Annotated in this window: 14 protein-coding genes; 4 read left to right on the top strand and 10 right to left on the bottom strand. The window is 70.0% G+C overall.

From position 1 onward, the window contains the following. The first annotated feature begins 3 nt into the window (after positions 1 to 3). A complete protein-coding gene (locus ABLG96_RS08600) occupies positions 4 to 633 on the top strand; it encodes an isochorismatase family protein (protein WP_353650936.1) in 630 nt (209 codons plus the stop codon). Positions 634 to 645: 12 nt separating this feature from the next. Here the strand turns inward: ABLG96_RS08600 and ABLG96_RS08595 are convergent, their stop codons facing one another. From ABLG96_RS08595 to ctaD, 5 genes are all read right to left on the bottom strand, one after another. Continuing rightward, positions 646 to 2790, bottom strand: a complete 2145-nt coding sequence (locus ABLG96_RS08595) for an alpha/beta fold hydrolase (protein WP_353650935.1) — start codon at positions 2788 to 2790, stop codon at positions 646 to 648. A 77-nt stretch (positions 2791 to 2867) separates the two neighbouring features. Further along, positions 2868 to 3692: a peptidyl-tRNA hydrolase gene (locus ABLG96_RS08590; protein WP_353650934.1), complete on the bottom strand. Its 825-nt coding sequence runs from the start codon at positions 3690 to 3692 to the stop codon at positions 2868 to 2870. Continuing rightward, complete coding sequence (locus ABLG96_RS08585) at positions 3689 to 4948, bottom strand: MFS transporter (protein WP_353650933.1); 1260 nt, start codon at positions 4946 to 4948, stop codon at positions 3689 to 3691. Before ABLG96_RS08585 ends, ABLG96_RS08590 begins: the two co-directional genes overlap by 4 nt. A gap of 273 nt (positions 4949 to 5221) precedes the next feature. Next, positions 5222 to 6433, bottom strand: a complete 1212-nt coding sequence (gene serB, locus ABLG96_RS08580; protein ID WP_353650932.1) for a phosphoserine phosphatase SerB — start codon at positions 6431 to 6433, stop codon at positions 5222 to 5224. 97 nt (positions 6434 to 6530) lie between these two features. After that, a complete protein-coding gene (gene ctaD, locus ABLG96_RS08575) occupies positions 6531 to 8279 on the bottom strand; it encodes a cytochrome c oxidase subunit I (protein WP_353650931.1) in 1749 nt (582 codons plus the stop codon). A 304-nt stretch (positions 8280 to 8583) separates the two neighbouring features. Here ctaD and ABLG96_RS08570 point away from each other — a divergent pair, with 304 nt between their 5' ends. After that, positions 8584 to 10245, top strand: coding sequence for an amidase family protein (locus ABLG96_RS08570; protein ID WP_353650930.1), 1662 nt, complete (start codon positions 8584 to 8586; stop codon positions 10243 to 10245). A 36-nt stretch (positions 10246 to 10281) separates the two neighbouring features. Here the strand turns inward: ABLG96_RS08570 and ABLG96_RS08565 are convergent, their stop codons facing one another. From ABLG96_RS08565 to ABLG96_RS08555, 3 genes are all read right to left on the bottom strand, one after another. After that, positions 10282 to 12093: a gamma-glutamyltransferase gene (locus ABLG96_RS08565; protein ID WP_353650929.1), complete on the bottom strand. Its 1812-nt coding sequence runs from the start codon at positions 12091 to 12093 to the stop codon at positions 10282 to 10284. Positions 12094 to 12157: 64 nt separating this feature from the next. After that, on the bottom strand, positions 12158 to 12487 hold the full coding sequence (locus ABLG96_RS08560) for a DUF202 domain-containing protein (RefSeq protein WP_353650928.1): 330 nt from the start codon (positions 12485 to 12487) through the stop codon (positions 12158 to 12160). Positions 12488 to 12497: 10 nt separating this feature from the next. Further along, entirely contained in the window at positions 12498 to 12941 is a 444-nt protein-coding gene (locus ABLG96_RS08555) for a DUF202 domain-containing protein (protein ID WP_353650927.1), read from the bottom strand. Positions 12942 to 13103: 162 nt separating this feature from the next. Here ABLG96_RS08555 and ABLG96_RS08550 point away from each other — a divergent pair, with 162 nt between their 5' ends. Both ABLG96_RS08550 and ABLG96_RS08545 read left to right on the top strand, forming a co-directional pair. After that, the gene (locus tag ABLG96_RS08550; RefSeq protein WP_353650926.1) at positions 13104 to 14057 is read left to right on the top strand and encodes a hypothetical protein; all 954 of its coding nucleotides are present in this window, start codon (positions 13104 to 13106) and stop codon (positions 14055 to 14057) included. Between the two features lie 290 nt (positions 14058 to 14347). Continuing rightward, positions 14348 to 15319, top strand: a complete 972-nt coding sequence (locus ABLG96_RS08545; RefSeq protein ID WP_353650925.1) for an NlpC/P60 family protein — start codon at positions 14348 to 14350, stop codon at positions 15317 to 15319. 72 nt (positions 15320 to 15391) lie between these two features. Here ABLG96_RS08545 and ABLG96_RS08540 read toward each other — a convergent pair whose 3' ends face one another. After that, on the bottom strand, positions 15392 to 15874 hold the full coding sequence (locus tag ABLG96_RS08540) for an HNH endonuclease (protein WP_353650924.1): 483 nt from the start codon (positions 15872 to 15874) through the stop codon (positions 15392 to 15394). 256 nt (positions 15875 to 16130) lie between these two features. Then, positions 16131 to 16763, bottom strand: a complete 633-nt coding sequence (locus tag ABLG96_RS08535) for an FMN-binding negative transcriptional regulator (RefSeq protein WP_353650923.1) — start codon at positions 16761 to 16763, stop codon at positions 16131 to 16133. Positions 16764 to 16798 lie beyond the last annotated feature (35 nt).

Genomic DNA, 16798 nt, shown 5'->3' with positions numbered 1-16798 from the left:
GAGGTGACCGATCAGTACCAGCCGTCCACCGCCCTGATCGTCGTCGACCTGCAGCGCGATTTCGCCGACCCGTCCGGATCGCTGTACGTCCGCGGCGGTGCCGAACTTGCAGCGCCGATCGCCCAGGAGATCGCCGCCGCCCAGGAGGCCGGCGCGCTCGTCGTCTTCACCCAGGACTGGCATCCCGAGCACACCCCACACTTCGAGCAGGACGGCGGGATCTGGCCGGTGCACTGCGTCCACGACACTCGGGGCGCCGAGCTGGTAGGAGGCCTGCTCCCAGATGGCACCGAACCGACCGATCATCCGGAAACGCTGGTGCGCAAGGGGTCCGGCTCCGAGGACGGCTACTCGGCGTTCTCAGTGATCGATCTCGATACCCAGCAGACCAGGGGCACCGAGCTGTCGGTGATGCTGGACGAGAACGGCATCATGGACGTCGTGGTCGTCGGACTGGCCGGCGACTGGTGTGTGGCGGCGACCGCCGTCGACGGCGTCCGGCTCGGCTACTCGGTGACGGTCCCGCTGGTGCTGACCCGATTCGTGGAACTCGAGAACGGCGACACCGACGCCGCGATCGAGCGGATGCGGACGGCCGGCGTCACCCTGGTGGGCGACGCGGTCCGCGCCTGACCGCGATCCGCGTCAGCGCGCCAGCTCGCGCCGCAGGAAGTCGATCTGCAGCCGCAGCAGGTTCTCCGCGACGATCTCCTGCGGCGTCATGTGGGTCACGCCGGTCAGCGGCAACACCGCATGCGGGCGGCCGGCGGCGAGCAGCGCGCTGGAGAGCCGAAGCGTGTGCGCCACCACGACGTTGTCGTCCACCATGCCGTGCAGGATCAGCAGCGCGGGGGGTCGCTCCCCCGCTGCCGGCGGCCGGGAGGCCAACTCCAGCAGGGAGTTCCGCCGGTAGACCTCCGGTTGCTGCGCCGGGTGTCCCAGGTAGCGCTCCGTGTAGAAGGTGTCGTAGAGCTCCCAGTCGGTGACCGGCGCACCGGCGACCGCCGCCCGGAACCGGTCCGGTCGCTTCAGCACCGCCAGCGCCGACAGGTACCCGCCGTACGACCATCCGAGGATCCCCACCCGGGCCGGGTCGACGTCGTCCGGGAAATGCTCGATCACCCCGTCCAGGGCATCGACCTGGTCCTGCAGCGTGACGGCAGCGAACTCGTCCCGCACCGCCTTCTCCCAGCGAGGCCCGCGACCGGGAGTCCCCCGACCGTCCGCCACCACCACACAGAACCCCTGATCGGCCAGGTACTGCGCCTGCAGGAACCCGCGGCGCGAGCGGACCGCGAGCTGACCGTGTGGGCCGCCGTAGGGCGCCATCAGCACCGGCAGCGGTTCCGATCCGGCCTGGTGACCGGTCGGGAACAGCACTGCGGTGACGATCTCCCGCTCGCCGGTCCGCAGCCAGTGCGGGTTCGGCAGGACGTCGACACTCGCCCCTCGACGCGCCAGGGCACCGACCTGCACACCGTCGTCCAGCACGGTGGCGGTCACCCCGTCGGCCTCCAACGATCCGCCGGCCACCACCACGGTGTTCCCGCCCCGAACACCTGACGCCGCAGTGCCTTCGGAGAAGGCCGTGACGCTGCCGTCCCACCCGATCTCCAGCACCTCGACCGCCGACGGATCGGCGCCGCTCGCTGCGACCAGCACGCCGCTGTCCGCGACGTCGAGCACCGCACGCACCTGTATCCCCGCGGGGCCGAAACCGACGCCGTCCAGCGCAAGGGTGCGGGTGTCGGTCTCCGCGTCGTCGCTCACCGTCAGTAGTCCGCGGGCAGTGGCGGTCGGCACTCCGCCCACCAGCTCGATCCACCGGCCGTCCGCCGGTTCGGCCACTACCCGGACGGTGCGGGAGGGGAGGTCCACCGCCAGGATCCTGGCGCTGCGTTGGTCGCGGCTCATCACCTGCAGCACTGCACCCGCAGACGCCCAGGACACCGTGGTGAGGTACGGCAGAAGCGTTGTGTCCCAGGGGATCTCCCACTTCTCGCCGTCCAGCCCCAGATACCAGAGGGTGACCAGCGCGTCGTCGCTGCCGGCCACCGGGTAGCGGTGCGGACGCGGCGCCGCCGCGGGATCTGCTGGGTCGGCCAGTTGCCAGACGGGGACCGGCGACTCGTCGTACCGTTCCACCAGCAGGCCGGTGCCGTCCGGCGCCCACCAGAATCCGCGGCTGCGGTCCATCTCCTCGGCGGCCACGAACTCTGCCTGACCCCAGACGGTGTCCTCTGGATGTTCGCCGTCGGGCTCGGCCAGCGCGCGGTCGCCGGCGCCGTCGACGCCGACGACGCGCAGCGCACCGCCGGCCGCGTAGGCGACGAACCGTCCGGTGGGGTCGATCCTGGGATCGATCGCCGCGCCGACCTGCTCCGGTCGCGGCAGCTCCCGCGTGATCCCGGTGGCCAGGTCGCACGCCCAGATCGCCCCGGACAGTCCGAACACCACCTGGGCCCCGAGCTCGTCGACCGTGTACGCGGTGATGCCGCCGCCGGTCTCCCGGGATCGTTCGCGACGGGCGCGTTCCTCCGCGGAGAGCTCCTCCGGACCGTCGGCCAGCTGGGCGGGATCCACCAGCACGCTCTCGGTCCGGGCGGCCACGTCGAACCGGTGCAGCTTGCCGAGGCCGTCGTAGGGCCCGTCGGTGCGGACGAACAGCACGCTCGAGCCGTCGGCGGTCACACTGATCGTCCGCGGCTCACCGAGGGTGAACCTCCGGGTCCTGGCGTACTGACGAGGGAAGGACAGGGACTCCTGGACGCTGGGGTGCGGTTCGCTCACACCAGCGATGGTGCCAGGGATCGCACGACGACCGCGACCGCGGTGCCCGCCCAGCAGGACCATCGGGAAAGGAACGATCAGCGCGGGGCGCGGGCGATCACGGTGACGGTACCGGCCGGGATCTCGGTGAACCCGGCATCCCGCACTCCCAGCAGCCGCTCCGTGCGCCACGCCGCGGCCGGGTCGTCCAGTGCCGCAGACAGTGTCGCCCACTCGGCGGGAGTCGCCGACGTCACCGCGCTGGGGCACCCGGCTGCCGCCCAGTCGGCGAGCGTTGCGTCATCGTCCGCGGCCATCAGCGCGGCCTCGATCATGCCGGCGTGGCCCGTCTGCGCCATCTGTTTGCCGGCGGTCATCGGCGGTTGCTCGGGCACCCACAGCCGCAGGACAGGCTCGTTCCCGGACCGGGCAGGAGGTGGATCCCACGGCAGATCCGTTCCTCCGACCTGCAACTTCGAGACCCGCTTGTCGAGCTCGGAGGCCGGTCCGGGCAGCAGTACCCGCACCTCGGTCACGCAGCCCGCATCCTCCGCTCCCTGGTCCGACAGCGTCAGCCCTGGCAACGCGGCGGTCGCCTCCCACTGCGCGCCGCGGGCTCGACGGGTGACCTTGCGGATGTGGGCGACGCAGTACTGCCGGACCGGTTCGAACCACTCACCGCCGGGTTCGCTGCGCTCGTCCAGACAGAGCAGGGCGGCACCGGCGGCCGCCAACTCGAGAGCCCGGTGCCGGCTCACGGTTGCGTCGCGTTCCAAGCGCAGGACCAGCTGGAGGGCCCTGATGTCGTGAGCGGCCTCGTCGCGGTCGACGAGAACTTCCTGCTCCGACATCCCCCACCACGCCGCGTACCGCGCGGCGACCGGCCGCAGAGCCTCAGCAGTCGGCTCGGCGGGTGGCGTCACGGCCGCTGCACCGGCATGACCGGCGAGTCCGTGGGATCCGGGGCGGCATCGAGGGCGGTCCGCTCCCGTGCGGCGGGTGCGACCACTGCGGCAACAGCGATCAGCACGAGCACGAGCACGAGCGCACCGAGCAGCCCGACGTGTTCGCCGAGCAGCCCGATCCCGGGCGGCCCGACCAGGAAGGCGAGGTAGCCGATGGTGGCAACGGCGCTCACCCTGGCCGCGGCCTGTCGCGGATCGTCCGCGGCCGCCGACATGCCGACCGGGAAGCCGAGCGAGGCGCCGAGTCCCCAGAGCATGGTACCGACGATCGCGACCGGGACGCTGTCGATGAAGATCACCATGCTGAGTCCGATGACGCCCATCAGGGCCGAGACCCGGAGCACCGGGACCCGGCCGAACCGATCCAGGACCTTGACCCCGGCGATCCGGCCGACGGTCATCGCCGTCACGAAGATGCCGAACACCACGGCGCCGGTGGCGTTGGTGGTCCCGCGCTCGTCGACCATCGCCAGCGCCAGCCAGTCGCCGGCGCTGCCCTCGGCGAATGCCATCCCGAGCACGATCAGCCCGATCAGCAGGGTGGTGGGCTGCTTCCACACCGACAGCCGCTCACGCCAGCCCTGCTCCGGCTCGGCACCCTCGGTCGCATCCAGCGTGCCCCGCTCGTCCAGGATCCTCGGCAGCGCCCACACCAGCGCGCCGAACCCGACCAGCACGATCAATCCCAGATGCCACGCGACCGGCAGATGGATGCGTTCCATCAGCGCGCCGATGCCGGCGCCTGCCATGGTCCCGAAGGAGAAGAACGCATGGAACAACGGCATGATCGTCCGGCCGGCACGACGCTCGTTCGCCGCTCCGGAGAGGTTCATCGCCACGTCGCTGCTGCTCATGCCGACCCCGAAGACGATGAGTCCCAACAGGATCAGCCAGTAGGCGGGCACCAGTGTCCCGAGACCGGCGACCAGCATGCCGAGCAGCATCACCGTGCCACCGGTCGCCATCGTCCGCCGGGCGCCGAGCGCCGCGATCACGTGGCTGGACAGCAGCAGGCCGGCGATGGAGCCGATGGACAGCCCGCCGATCAGCAACCCCATCTGCAGCGTGGTCGCTCCCAACAGGTCGCGCACCCTGGGCAGCCTGGCCATCCAGCTGGCAACGGTGATCCCGCACACGAAGAAGATGGCGAACACGCCGAGGGTCCAGCGACGCACGCCGGGGTCGGTGGACGGTGCGGTCCGGGTGGTGGTCATGAACATCCCCTCACGGTGGTGCTTGTGCGGTGATCGAGCGAACCGTCTGCTTCGACGACGATCGCGCGAACGCGCCCTCACGGTGATCGAGCGAACGCAGCGGTCTTACGGTGATCGAACGTACAGCGGTCTTACGGTGATCGAACGAACACAACGGTCTTGCGGTGATCGAGCGCACGCAGCGGTCTTGCGGTGATCGAGCGAGCGCAGTGAGTCGAGATCCACTATATCGGTCAAGAAGGCCCGTCGGACCACCCGTCCACCGGACCCGCGTCAGCCGAGCGGGATCCGCGCTGCCATCGTCCCATCGGCAGTGTCGGCCGCCTCGATGTCGGCCCGGCTGATCCCGAGGATGAACAACACCGGGTCCAGGAACGGTTGGTTGACCGCGGTGTCCGCATGCTCGGCGACGACAGGCTTGGCGTTGAAGGCGATCCCCAGGCCCGCGGTGGAGAGCATGTCGATGTCGTTCGCCCCGTCCCCCACCGCGACCGTCTGGTCCAGCGGGATGCCGAACTCCTCGGCGAACCGGCGCAGGGCCACGGCCTTGCCGGCCCGGTCGACGATCTCCCCGACCAGCTGACCGGTGAGCCGGCCGCCCACCACCTCGAGGGTGTTGGCGGCGATGAAGTCCAGCCCCAGCTCGTCCACCAGCCCTCCGGCGACCTGGGTGAATCCACCGGAAACGATCCCACAGCGGTATCCCAGTCGCTTGAGCGTGCGGATCGTGGTGCGGGCTCCGGGGGTGAGCTCCAGCGACGCCGCGACCTCGGCCAGCACCGATTCCGGCAGCCCGGCCAGCATCGCCACCCTGGCCCGCAACGATGCGGCGAAGTCCAGTTCGCCGCGCATCGCCGCCGCGGTGATCGCCTCCACCTCGCCGCGGGCACCGGTGTGCTCGGCGAGCATCTCGATCACCTCGCCGGTGATCAGGGTGGAGTCGACGTCGAAGACGATGAGCCGTTTCGAGCGCCGCTCCAGGCCACTGGCCTGCACGGCGATGTCTGCGCCGACGTCCCGACCGACCGAGGCGACCGCAGCCCGTAGGTCCGAGTCGGCCGGCGCGCTGACGCTGAGTTCCAGGCCGGTCACCGGATAGTCGGCGACCCGCGTGATGGTGTCGATGTTGACGCCGAGCTCGCCGAAGCGTCGGGCCAGCTCGCCGATGGCCGACGCCTGCAGCGGTCGTCCCATCACCAGCACCGTGTGGGTCGCCGGCACCCGACCGCCGGGTTCGGGAGTCTCCTGGGACCGCCGGACGCGTACCTGCATGCCGATCTCGTCCATCGTGTCCTCGACCTGTTCGGTGAGCTCACGTGCGTCTGCGTCGGCCACCGACAGCTGGACCCCGAGGGTCAACCAGCCACGGATCACCACCTGCTCGACGTCCAGCAGCTCCACCGGACGCTGGGACAGAACCGCGAACAGCGCGCCCGTGACGCCCGGCTTGTCCGGTCCGGTGACGGTGATGAGCACGGCTGTCATGGGGCAGGCAGTCCTGTTCGGGGAGGGTCGCAGGCATCCGACCGGCAACGAGACCGCGACAGCACATCGACGTGCGATGTTCTGCCGCGGATCCGAATCAGCCGGACTTCGGTTGTTCCGGAATCTTCAGGTGGTCGCTCGACTCGAGGTCGTTGAGCGCCTTCCAGTTGCGGTGCGGGTGCGCCTCGGTCCGCATCCGCTCCATCATGTGCGGATGGTGCAGCTCGAAGGCGGGACGCTCGGACCGGATACGGGGCAGCGAGGTGAAGTTGTGCCGCGGCGGCGGGGAGCTGGTCGCCCACTCCAGGGAGTTGCCGTAGCCCCACGGATCGTCCGCCGTGGTGATCTCGCCGTGCCGCCATGACTTGATGACGTTCCAGATGAAGGGCAACGTCGAGAACCCGAGGATGAACGCGCCGATCGAGGAGATCATGTTGAGCGTGGTGAAACCGTCGGTCGGTTGGTAGTCCGCGTACCGACGCGGCATGCCCATGTTGCCCAGCCAGTGCTGCACGAGGAACGTCAGGTGGAACCCGACGAACGTCGTCCAGAAGTGCAGCTTGCCCAGCCGCTCGTCCAGGAACCTGCCGGTCATCTTCGGGAACCAGAAATAGATACCCGAGAATGTCGCGAACACGATGGTGCCGAACAGCACGTAGTGGAAGTGCGCGACGACGAAGTACGAGTCGGAGACGTGGAAGTCCAGCGACGGAGCGGCCAGGATGACGCCGGTCAGGCCGCCGAACAGGAACGTCACCAGGAAGCCGCACGCCCAGAGCATGGGTGTTTCGAACGACAGTTGGCCGCGCCAGAGCGTGCCGATCCAGTTGATGAACTTGAGGCCGGTCGGCACCGCGATCAGGAACGTCATGAAGCTGAAGAACGGCAGCAGCACCGCACCGGTGGCGAACATGTGGTGCGCCCACACCGCGACGGACAGGGCGGCGATGGACAGCGTCGCGTAGACCAGCCCGCGGTAGCCGAAGATCGGCTTCCTGGCGAACACCGGGAACACCTCGGAGACGATCCCGAAGAACGGCAACGCGATGATGTAGACCTCGGGATGTCCGAAGAACCAGAACAGGTGTTGCCACAGGATGGCTCCGCCGTTGGCCGGATCGAAGACGTGCGCCCCGAAGTGTCTGTCCGCCGCGAGACCCAACAGGCCGGCGGTGAGGATCGGAAAGGCGATGAGCACCAGGATCGACGTCACCAGGATGTTCCAGGTGAAGATCGGCAGCCGCCACATCGTCATGCCGGGACAGCGCAGGCAGATGACGGTGGTGATCATGTTGACGGCACCCAGGATGGTGCCGAGCCCGGACACGGCCAGGCCCATGATCCACAGATCGCCGCCGACCTGCGGTGAGTTCTGGATGCCGGACAGCGGCGGATAGGCGGTCCAGCCGAACGCTGCCGCACCACCGGGGGTGAGGAAGCCCATCATCGCGATGATGCCGCCGAACAGGAACAGCCAGTACGAGAAGGCATTCAGTCGGGGGAACGCGACGTCGGGAGCGCCGATCTGCAGAGGCAGCACGAAGTTGGCGAAGCCGAAGACGATCGGGGTCGCGTAGAACAGCAGCATGATCGTGCCGTGCATGGTGAACAGCTGGTTGTACTGCTCGGGCGAGAGGAACTGCATGCCCGGCCTGGCCAGTTCGGCGCGCATGATCAGCGCCATCACGCCGCCGATCATGAAGAACGTGAACGCCGTCGCGATGTACATGACGCCGAGGACCTTGGGGTCCGTCGTCTGGAAGAACTTGAGGAACTTCGACCCCCGGGCCGGGCGTAGCACCGGGTAGGCACGTGCCACCGTGGGACGAGGGGCGACGGCTGTCACGAAATGCCTCCAGCTGGGGGTTCGACCGCGCTGCCGATCCGTCGGCTCACGCCGGGGACCGCCGGACCGGTACCTGTCGCACCGAGCCGCCGCCGCGCAGTTCCTGTCGGGGAGCTGTGTGGACCACCCCAGCGTAGTCCGACATGCCGTAGAACTCCGCCCCCGGGGCGGTGTTTCCACCTCACCTGTGGTCGGTGCGCGGCCGTCCGATCGTGCTGCGGCGGTGGCCCTGCCGGTGTGCGAGCGGCCGCCGATGCCCTGAACAGCGGATGCGCTCCCGAGGCCACCTCCCTACGCTCGGGCCATGGAACAGACTCCCCTGACCCGCCGGACCGACGACGCCAACGCAGACTCCGTTGACCGCCGGATCGATCGCCGCACGGTGCTGGGCGCCGGGGTGACCGCCACGATCGCCGCCGCCGGGATGCTGGTCCCCGGCGGGGAAGCCGCCGCGGCTCCGGACGCGGCCGATCACTCGCGCCGCCCGCAGCCGATCCCGCCGGGCGAGCTGGATGCACTGACCATCCCGGAGATCCAGCGACGGTTCCGGTCGCGGAGGCTGACCGCTGTCGCTCTCACCCACGCCTACCTGCAGCGGATCGAGAGCGTGGACCCGCTGGTGGGAGCGGTGATCCTGGTGAATCCCGCGGCACCGCACCAGGCGGCAGAGAGCGACCGTCGCCGGGCCTGCGGCCGGTCACTGGGTGCCCTCGACGGGATCCCGGTGCTGCTCAAGGACAACATCGACACGGCATTCCTGCAGACCACGGCCGGGTCTCGGGCCCTGCTGGGGATGCCGCCGGTGCACGATGCGTTCATCGTGACGCAGTTGCGCCGGGCCGGAGCGGTGATCCTCGGGAAGGCGAACCTGTCGGAATGGGCGAACTTCCGGGCCGACTTCGCGACCGGCGGCTGGTCGGGGGTCGGGGGCCAGACCAACAATCCGTACGTTCTGGACCGGAACCCGTCCGGTTCATCGTCCGGTCCGGCCGCCGGCGTCGCTGCCGCACTGGCCCAGGTGGCCGTCGGCACCGAGACCAACGGCTCCATCGTCTCGCCGTCCGGACAGTGCGGCGTGGTGGGCATGAAGCCGACGCTCGGCATCGCCTCCCGCACCGGCATCGTCCCGATCAGCGTGGAGCAGGACACCGCAGGTCCGATCGCGCGGCACGTGGTCGATGCGGCCATCGTGCTGGCCGCCCTCCGCGGCGCCGACCGGCGGGACACCCCCACCCTGCACGTCCCACGTTCACTGCCGCGCGACCTCGCCGGGGCGCTTGACGGCGCCTCGTTGCGCGACCGCCGGATCGGCGTCTGGCGACAGGCCGGGATCGACGCGGGCACCGACCGGGTGGTGCAGCACGCCGTCGACGTGTTGACGAGCTCCGGTGCGACGGTGATCGAGGTGGAGGTGGATGCCGGCGAGTCCGGGAACCTGTCGTTCACCGCGCTCAAGAGCGAGTTCGTCCGCGACCTGGAGGCCTACCTGCGCACCCGCCCGCGCCAGGAGCGGACCCTGCAGCAGCTGGTCGACTTCAACGCGGCCGACCCGGTCGAGCTCAGCAGATTCGACCAGAACCTGTTCCTCACCTGCCTGGCGGCGCCCCCGGCGGGCGCGAAGTCGATCGTCGCCGCCCGCAAGCAGGCCAAGGCGCTCGCCCGCGCGGCGTTGGACGGGTTGCTGCACACCCACCGCCTGGACGCGGTGATGGCGCCCAGCAACTCGCCCGCCTGGCGGACCACCTACGGCACCGGTGACGACTTCAAGATCGGCAGTTCCGGGGCCGCAGCAGTGGCCGGTTACCCGGACCTGTCAGTCCCGGCCGGGTATGTGGGCGCGCTGCCGGTGGGCGTCAACTTCATCGGTGGACGGTGGCAGGACGCGAAGATCTTGCAGATCGGCGCAGCCTTCGAGGCCGCCGCCCGGGCCAGGACGGCACCCCGGTTCCTGCCGAGCATCGGCTGAGCCTTGGCTCGCCTCCTGGTCACCCGCCGGGGCCGGTCAGCGCCCGGCGGCGTAGCCCTGCATTCCGCGCGGGTTGGCGGCGGCCCGTAGCACCCGGCCGTCCGCCGACCTCGACACCGCACTCATCCGGCCGAGCGACCACGGCCCGGATCGGACGACGTCGTGCCCCCGGCTCTCCAGGTCCTGCAGCACGTCCTCGCCGACCCTGTCCTCGATCACGATCTGGCCGGGGAAAGCCTCCCGTGGGTGGAACGAGCTCGGGAAGTGCGTCGAGTGGAACGCGGGAGCGTCGATCGCTTCCTGCAGGTTCATCCCGCCCAGCACGTGGTTCAGCAGGAACCCGACCTGCCACTGGTCCTGCTGATCGCCGCCAGGGGTGCCGAAGGCGAGTCGCCGCCCGTCCCGGTGTGCGGCGAGGCTGGGGCTGAGCGTGCTGCGCGGGCGCCGACCGGGGGTCAGGGTGGTCGGCAGATCCGGCTCGAGGGTCGTCATCTGCAGGCGGGTACCGAGCGGGAAGCCGAGCGCCGGGATGAGCGGGGACGACTGCAGCCAACCTCCGCTGGGAGTGCCAGCGACCATGGTGCCGAAGGAGTCGACGACGCTCACGTGGCAGGTGTCGCCGCGGTTCTCGCCGGTCCGCGAGACGGTCGGGTCTCCCCCGGTGCCCGCAGCAGCGCCGGCGTTCCCCGGACCACCGCGAGCCCGCTCCCAGTCGGGGAGCCTCGCCACCCGACCGTCGGGCGAGCCCGGACGCAGCTCGCGGGATGCCTGCGCGGAGATCAACGCGCGGCGCTGGGCGGAGTAGTCCTCCGACAACAGTGTCGTCAGCGGTGTCGCTGCCGGATCGCCCGGTGCACTGTCGCCGTACCAGGCATCACGATCGGCGAAGGCGAGCTTGGCTGCCTCGGTGATCAGATGGATCCAGTCGGCGCCGCCGGGCGGGCAGGCGCCGGCCCCGAGGCCGAGACCGTCGACGAGTCGGAGCTGTTGCAGCAGCACCGGTCCCTGCGACCACGGACCGGCCTTGGCCACGGTCCAGCCCTCGAAGCCGACGGAGACGGCATCCTCGTACGGGACCTGCAGAGCGGCCAGGTCATCGGCGGTGAGCAGTCCGCTGTAGCGTCCGCCGGAGCCGTCCGCCTGCTCCGTCCGGCAGAACGCGTCGAGCGCCTCCGCCACGAATCCCGTTGTCCAGCAGTCGATCGCAGCGTCGATGGCCGCCTCGCGGGACTTCCCCGCTGCCGCCTCCAGCATCCGCCGGTAGGTCTGCGCCTGCTGCTCGTTCGTCAGCATCGCACCGACCGGTGGCGGTGCGCCCTCGCGGAGATACTGCGCCGCGGAGCCGCTCCAGGACTCCTCGAACAGGGTGGCGACCGTACCGATCGTGCGGCGGATCGCCGGCAGTACCGGGAAACCCGTTGACGCATAGTGGATCGCCGGGGCCAGGACGTCCTCGACGGTGCGAGTTCCGTGATCACGCAGCAGGGTGAGCCAGGCGACGGTCGCAGCGGGCACGGCAGCGGCCGCGACCCCGGCGCCGGGCACCAGACTCAACCCGCGGTCGAGCATCGCCCGCACGGTGGCCGCGGCGGGGGCCGCACCCTGTCCGGCCAACACCCTGGGCAGCGCGTCGGCGGCGGCGAACAGCAGCGTCATGTCGCCGCCGGGTCCGTTCAGGTGCGGCTCGACGACCTGAAGGGTGAATCCGGCCGCAACGGCAGCGTCGATGGCGGTCCCGCCCGTTTCGAGCATCGACATGCCCACCGCAGAGGCGAGGTAGTGGGTCGAGGCGACCATGCCGAAGCTGCCGGTGAGCTCGGGCCTGGTGGTGAATCCGGGAGACGTCATTCCCCCAGTCCTACCGCATCGGGCGTTCCGGCTCCCTCCGGAGCTCGCCCGGTCCGAGATTTGATCAGGTCCAGACGGCCCAGAGCGCAGTGGCTGCGGGGAGCACCACCAGGGCCCCCAGCACGAGGGTCGAATGGCGGGGGACGATCGGCCGGCCGGCGGCCAGGGCGGCGCGCACCCGCAGGTAGCGACGTCCGCCGTAGACCCAGTAGGCCACCGCGAGCAGCAGCGTGAGCAGCGCCGGGATGCGCAGCAGCAGCGACAGCTCCGGCCTCGTCGGGTGGAGTTCGAGTACGCCCACGACAGCAAGCGACAGGGCTGTCCGCGACCACGCCAGCCGGGTCCGCTCGGCCTGCAGACCGGGGTCCTGGACCGCTGCAGTGGACTCGGTCACCGTCGGCCCGTCATCGCGAGGGTGCACCGATGATGAGCACCACCAGCACCGCGAGCGCGACCAGGGTGATCCCGATCGCGAGGATCGCCGTCATCGGCGTCGGGCGCAGCGCGGTCCCGAGCCGCATCGCCTTCTCGTTGAGGAACCAGCGACGGTGACTCAGGCCGGCCAGCGCAACGGCGAGCAGCACCAGCACGGTGCCCAGGGTGATCCGCACCCAGCGATCCCCGAGGGTCGCGGTCAGCTGGACGACGGCGACCCCACCGGCGACCAGGGCCAGCGAGGTCCTGATCCACGCCAGGAAGGTGCGCTCGTTGGCGAGGGTGAAGCGATAGTCGGGGTCGGTGCCGATCTCGGACAACCGTGGACGTCGACCGTCCGCCACGTCAGGCGACGGGCTTCCCGGTGCCTGGCCGGGATCGGGCGGCCGGTCCTCTCTGGGCGTCTGGCTCACCGGCCAACGGTAGCCCGCGGCCCCATCCCAGCGGCGGCCCAGGCGCCACCCGAGCGGTCCGGCGCTGATCCGCGCAGACTCGGGCGGCGGGAGCCGGGGAAAGGGGAACGTTCCGGCACCGCACCCATTGCCCGGTCGCACCAGGGTGTCGACAGTGGATCCATGACAGCACCCGCCCGTCCCGGATTCCTCGGGTCCGACGTCGAAGCCCAGCAGCGGTTCGACAGCTGTCTGACCACAGCTGCGCAGTCGTTCACCTCGGTCCGGACCCGGATCAGCAAGCAACTCGCGGGCCTGGAGTGGTACGGCACCGACGGTACGAGCTTCCGTCAGCTGTGGGAGAGCTCCTGTGCCCCTGCGCTGCAACGGATCTCGGAGGCCATGACGACGGCTGCGGGCGCTGTCTCGCGGCAGCGCGAGCAGCAGGAGAAGGCGAGCCGGGCGTCGGGTGACATCGTAGTGCTCGGTGCGAGCAGTCCGGTCGGCGCCGCCGACGCTCCGGCATCCGCAGGCGGCGGGGGCACGGCGGCGGCGCCCCCCGCAGATCCAGCGACATTGGCCACTCCTGCGTCGTCGACCACGGGTGGGCCGGTGGCGCTGCAGGTGCCGTTCTACAGCCAATTGGTCGCCGGGAACGGCTTCACCCCGGGCAACACAGCCTGCTTCAAGGCCTCGAAGGCGATGGCCGCCCAACTCGGCGCCGAAGTGCTCGGACCCGACCAGCGGATCCAGGTCGCTGCCGGGGAGCACAGCGACGGATCGGTCCGACCCGACGCCGCCCAGGCCGCGGCCGGCCGCAGCTATCTCGACCAGCAGCTCGACTCCGGCAGGCCGGTGGTGGTCGGGGTCAGCCACAAGGGTGCCTACAACGGCAACGTCGACGGCATCACCGATCACTTCGTGATCGTCACCGGCCGCGGCACGGATGTCGACGGTGGGACCTACTACACCTTCAACGACCCCGCGACCAGCCATGCCTCGAAGGGGTCCGACGCGAACGTGGCCAACCGCTTCCAGGTCGGCGAGAACGGGGTGCTGGTCTCCACGGGAGCCACGGCCCGCGGATCCGTGGTGGATCGGCACATCGAGGTCTCGATGGTCCGGCGAAATCGCTGAGCCTGCCGGGTTGCTCCAGACCGGGCGATCACGCGGAGTGGCCGCCAGCCTCAGTACCCTCCCGGAAGATGAAACGGGATCGGCGTGCCGCGCACGACACGATGACGCAGCGCGACTGCCGCCACCACCGGTGGACCTTGCTTGACGTATCACTCGTACCACCGGTCACAATCGTCACGTTCGGTACCGCATCCGGCGTGTCACCGTGACTTGAGGAGTGCGCTGTGCGTATGGCAATCAACAGCAGGACGCGTATCCGGCGCGGCAGTTCCCGGACGCGCATCCATGTCTTGGGCAGCGCTTTCCTTGTCGTGCTGCTGGGGCTCTCGGTGCCGGGAACGGCTGCCGCTGCGCCGACAGTGCCGGCGGGTCCCGCCGCGCCGGGGCCCGGCATCCCCGGCAACGCACGGGTGCTGGATGACGCGCCGGTCGACGGCGACGCCTCGCTGCGCACCCGACTGCTCACCGGGGGCGCCAGGACCGCGGCCCTCAACCCGACGGTCGTGTACACGCCCCTGGCGGCAGTCGCGACGAAGGCGATCTGGGGCACCACCCAGTACGTCAGCTACCTGTGGGGTGGTGGACACGGCGGTACACCGCCCACCAGCCCGGATCGCACCGACTGCTCGGGCTTCACCCGGTGGGCCTACTGGACCACCCTCGGATACGACATCAGTGGCGACTCCAGCGAGGGTATGCGCACGTCGGGGCAGTTCACCAGGACGACCACCCCGCAACCCGGCGACGTGGTGTTCTTCGGCAACGGCGGCCAGCCGCCGTCGTACCACATCGCGATCTACATCGGTCGGGATGCCCAGGGCAACCGGATGATCGCCGAGAACTCCAGCAGCAAGGTGGAGGCCCACGTCAGTTCCCTGGAGACGCCCTACAGGTTGCAGAACACTCTCGGTTTCTACCATCTGACCGCGGTGAAGTTCGTGAGTCCGCTGACCCCGACCCGGATCAACGGAGCGTCCTTTCCTGCCGCCGCTGCGGCCGGACAGAGGACCACGATCGGCGGCCTGCTGTGGTCGGCGAAGGATCAGAAGCCGATTCCCGGCGCCGAGGTGCTGCTCAACGAGCAACAGGCGAACGGCAGCTGGAAGACGCTGCAGCGCAGCACCACTGCCGCCACCGGCAGGTACGCCTTCACGCTGCTGGGCACCGGAGTCCTGCGCCGACTCCAGGTGCACTACACCGGTAACAAGTACCCGTTCCAGTCGATGCGGTCGGCGGTGTTCTACCAGCGCGGGACGAGCTGAGCCGGCAGGAGCCTCACCGGCGACCCGCACCAACCGGATCCGTCGGGACCCGCGAACGTGCAGGTGGCAGCCTCAGGCAACGCCCAGCGCGCGCCAGACCCGCTGCTGGTCCGAGTCGTCCGGGACCAACGGCCGCGGGATCCACAGCAGCCGCATCCCGGCTTCGACCGGTGTCCGGTCGGCCTTGCGGTTGTTGCACGGCCGGCAAGCGGTGATCAGGTTGTCCCAGGTGTTCTGACCTCCACGGCACTGCGGCATGATGTGGTCGATCGTGTCACCGAACCCCCCGCAGTACCCGCAGGTCCGGCCGTCCCGCAGCTTGACCTGGGGGAACGTCGGACGCCGCTCACGGGTGGTGCGGTGGTCGACGTGCCGGTAGGTGCGCAACCTGATGATGGTGGGGAACGGGATCACCAGGTGCTGCGAGTGGATGAGCTGGGTCGGGTGCGACTCGACCGCTTCCGCCTCGTCGGTGACGACGAGCACCACCGCGCGCTGCCAGTCGATCCGGGACAGCACTTGGTAGGACGCATTCACGAGCAGGACGTCGTTCAAGATCAGACACTCCTTCCGCTGGTGGCGGCACCGCTGACCACAGCATTACCGATGACGGACCTCCTTGTCCGCAAACACGGCTCAGGGAACTCCGAGATTTCTCCGCGCCGACATTCTGCGGTCACCCATCGGCGCCGCCGCACGGCCGGTCGACGCTACTCGGGCCGCCCGGTCCGGGTCGCCGGGATTTCCCGTGGTCGCGATCGCCGCCGCGTCGACGGGTCGCCGGGATCGGTTGCCGCGCAGTAAATCCGGGTCAGATGTCGCGGTGCAACGCAGCCCTCATCAGCTGCCCGACCGAGGCGTCGACCGGACCGGTCGATGCCTCGAGACCGCGGACGACACCTTCGCGATCGGCGGCCGACCGGTTCTGGCTCAGCTTCGCCTTGGCCTCGATCTTCTCGACGTGGATCTCGACGCCGACGATTCCGCGCAGCTGACCCGCCACGAACGGCTCAGGTGCGTCGGTCACCGACCAGGGATCGGATCGCCCGGTCTCGTGCTGTTCGGTGAGTCGGGTGACCGCGGTGCGCAGCCAGTCGGGGTCGTGGTGCACGATTGCGGTACCGCTCAGGTGGACGGCCGAGTAGTTCCAGGTCGGCACCACCTTGCCGTGCTCGGCCTTGGTGGCGTACCAGGACGGCGAGACGTAGGCCTGCGAACCGCCGCAGATCAGCAGGGCCGGCGCACCGGCGGTGATGCCGCGCCAGTGTGGGTTGGCCTTCGCCAGGTGGGCGATCACCGTGTCACCGTGCCAGATGATCGGCAGCAGGGTGGCCACCGGGCGGCCGTCGGGATCGACGGTGACGAGTTCGGCAGTGCCCCACGCACGCACCAGCGCGCGGATCTCGTGCTCGTCGTCGACCCGGTTGAACGGTGGGCTGTACACGCTCCGAGCGTAACGCCAAGTGCCCCCGGCGCCGA

This window comes from Nakamurella sp. A5-74 (assembly GCF_040438885.1).
GTDB lineage: Bacteria > Actinomycetota > Actinomycetes > Mycobacteriales > Nakamurellaceae > Nakamurella.
This window is presented reverse-complemented; position numbering and strand designations above follow the sequence as displayed.

Excerpts from the sequence above, each read along its gene's own strand:
- ABLG96_RS08585 (WP_353650933.1), bottom strand. The coding sequence starts at position 4,948 with ATGACCACCACCCGGACCGCACCGTCCACCGACCCCGGCGTGCGTCGC.
- ABLG96_RS08565 (WP_353650929.1), bottom strand. The coding sequence starts at position 12,093 with ATGACGTCTCCCGGATTCACCACCAGGCCCGAGCTCACCGGCAGCTTC.
- ABLG96_RS08550 (WP_353650926.1), top strand. The coding sequence starts at position 13,104 with ATGACAGCACCCGCCCGTCCCGGATTCCTCGGGTCCGACGTCGAAGCC.
- serB (WP_353650932.1), bottom strand. The coding sequence starts at position 6,433 with ATGACAGCCGTGCTCATCACCGTCACCGGACCGGACAAGCCGGGCGTC.
- ABLG96_RS08570 (WP_353650930.1), top strand. The coding sequence starts at position 8,584 with ATGGAACAGACTCCCCTGACCCGCCGGACCGACGACGCCAACGCAGAC.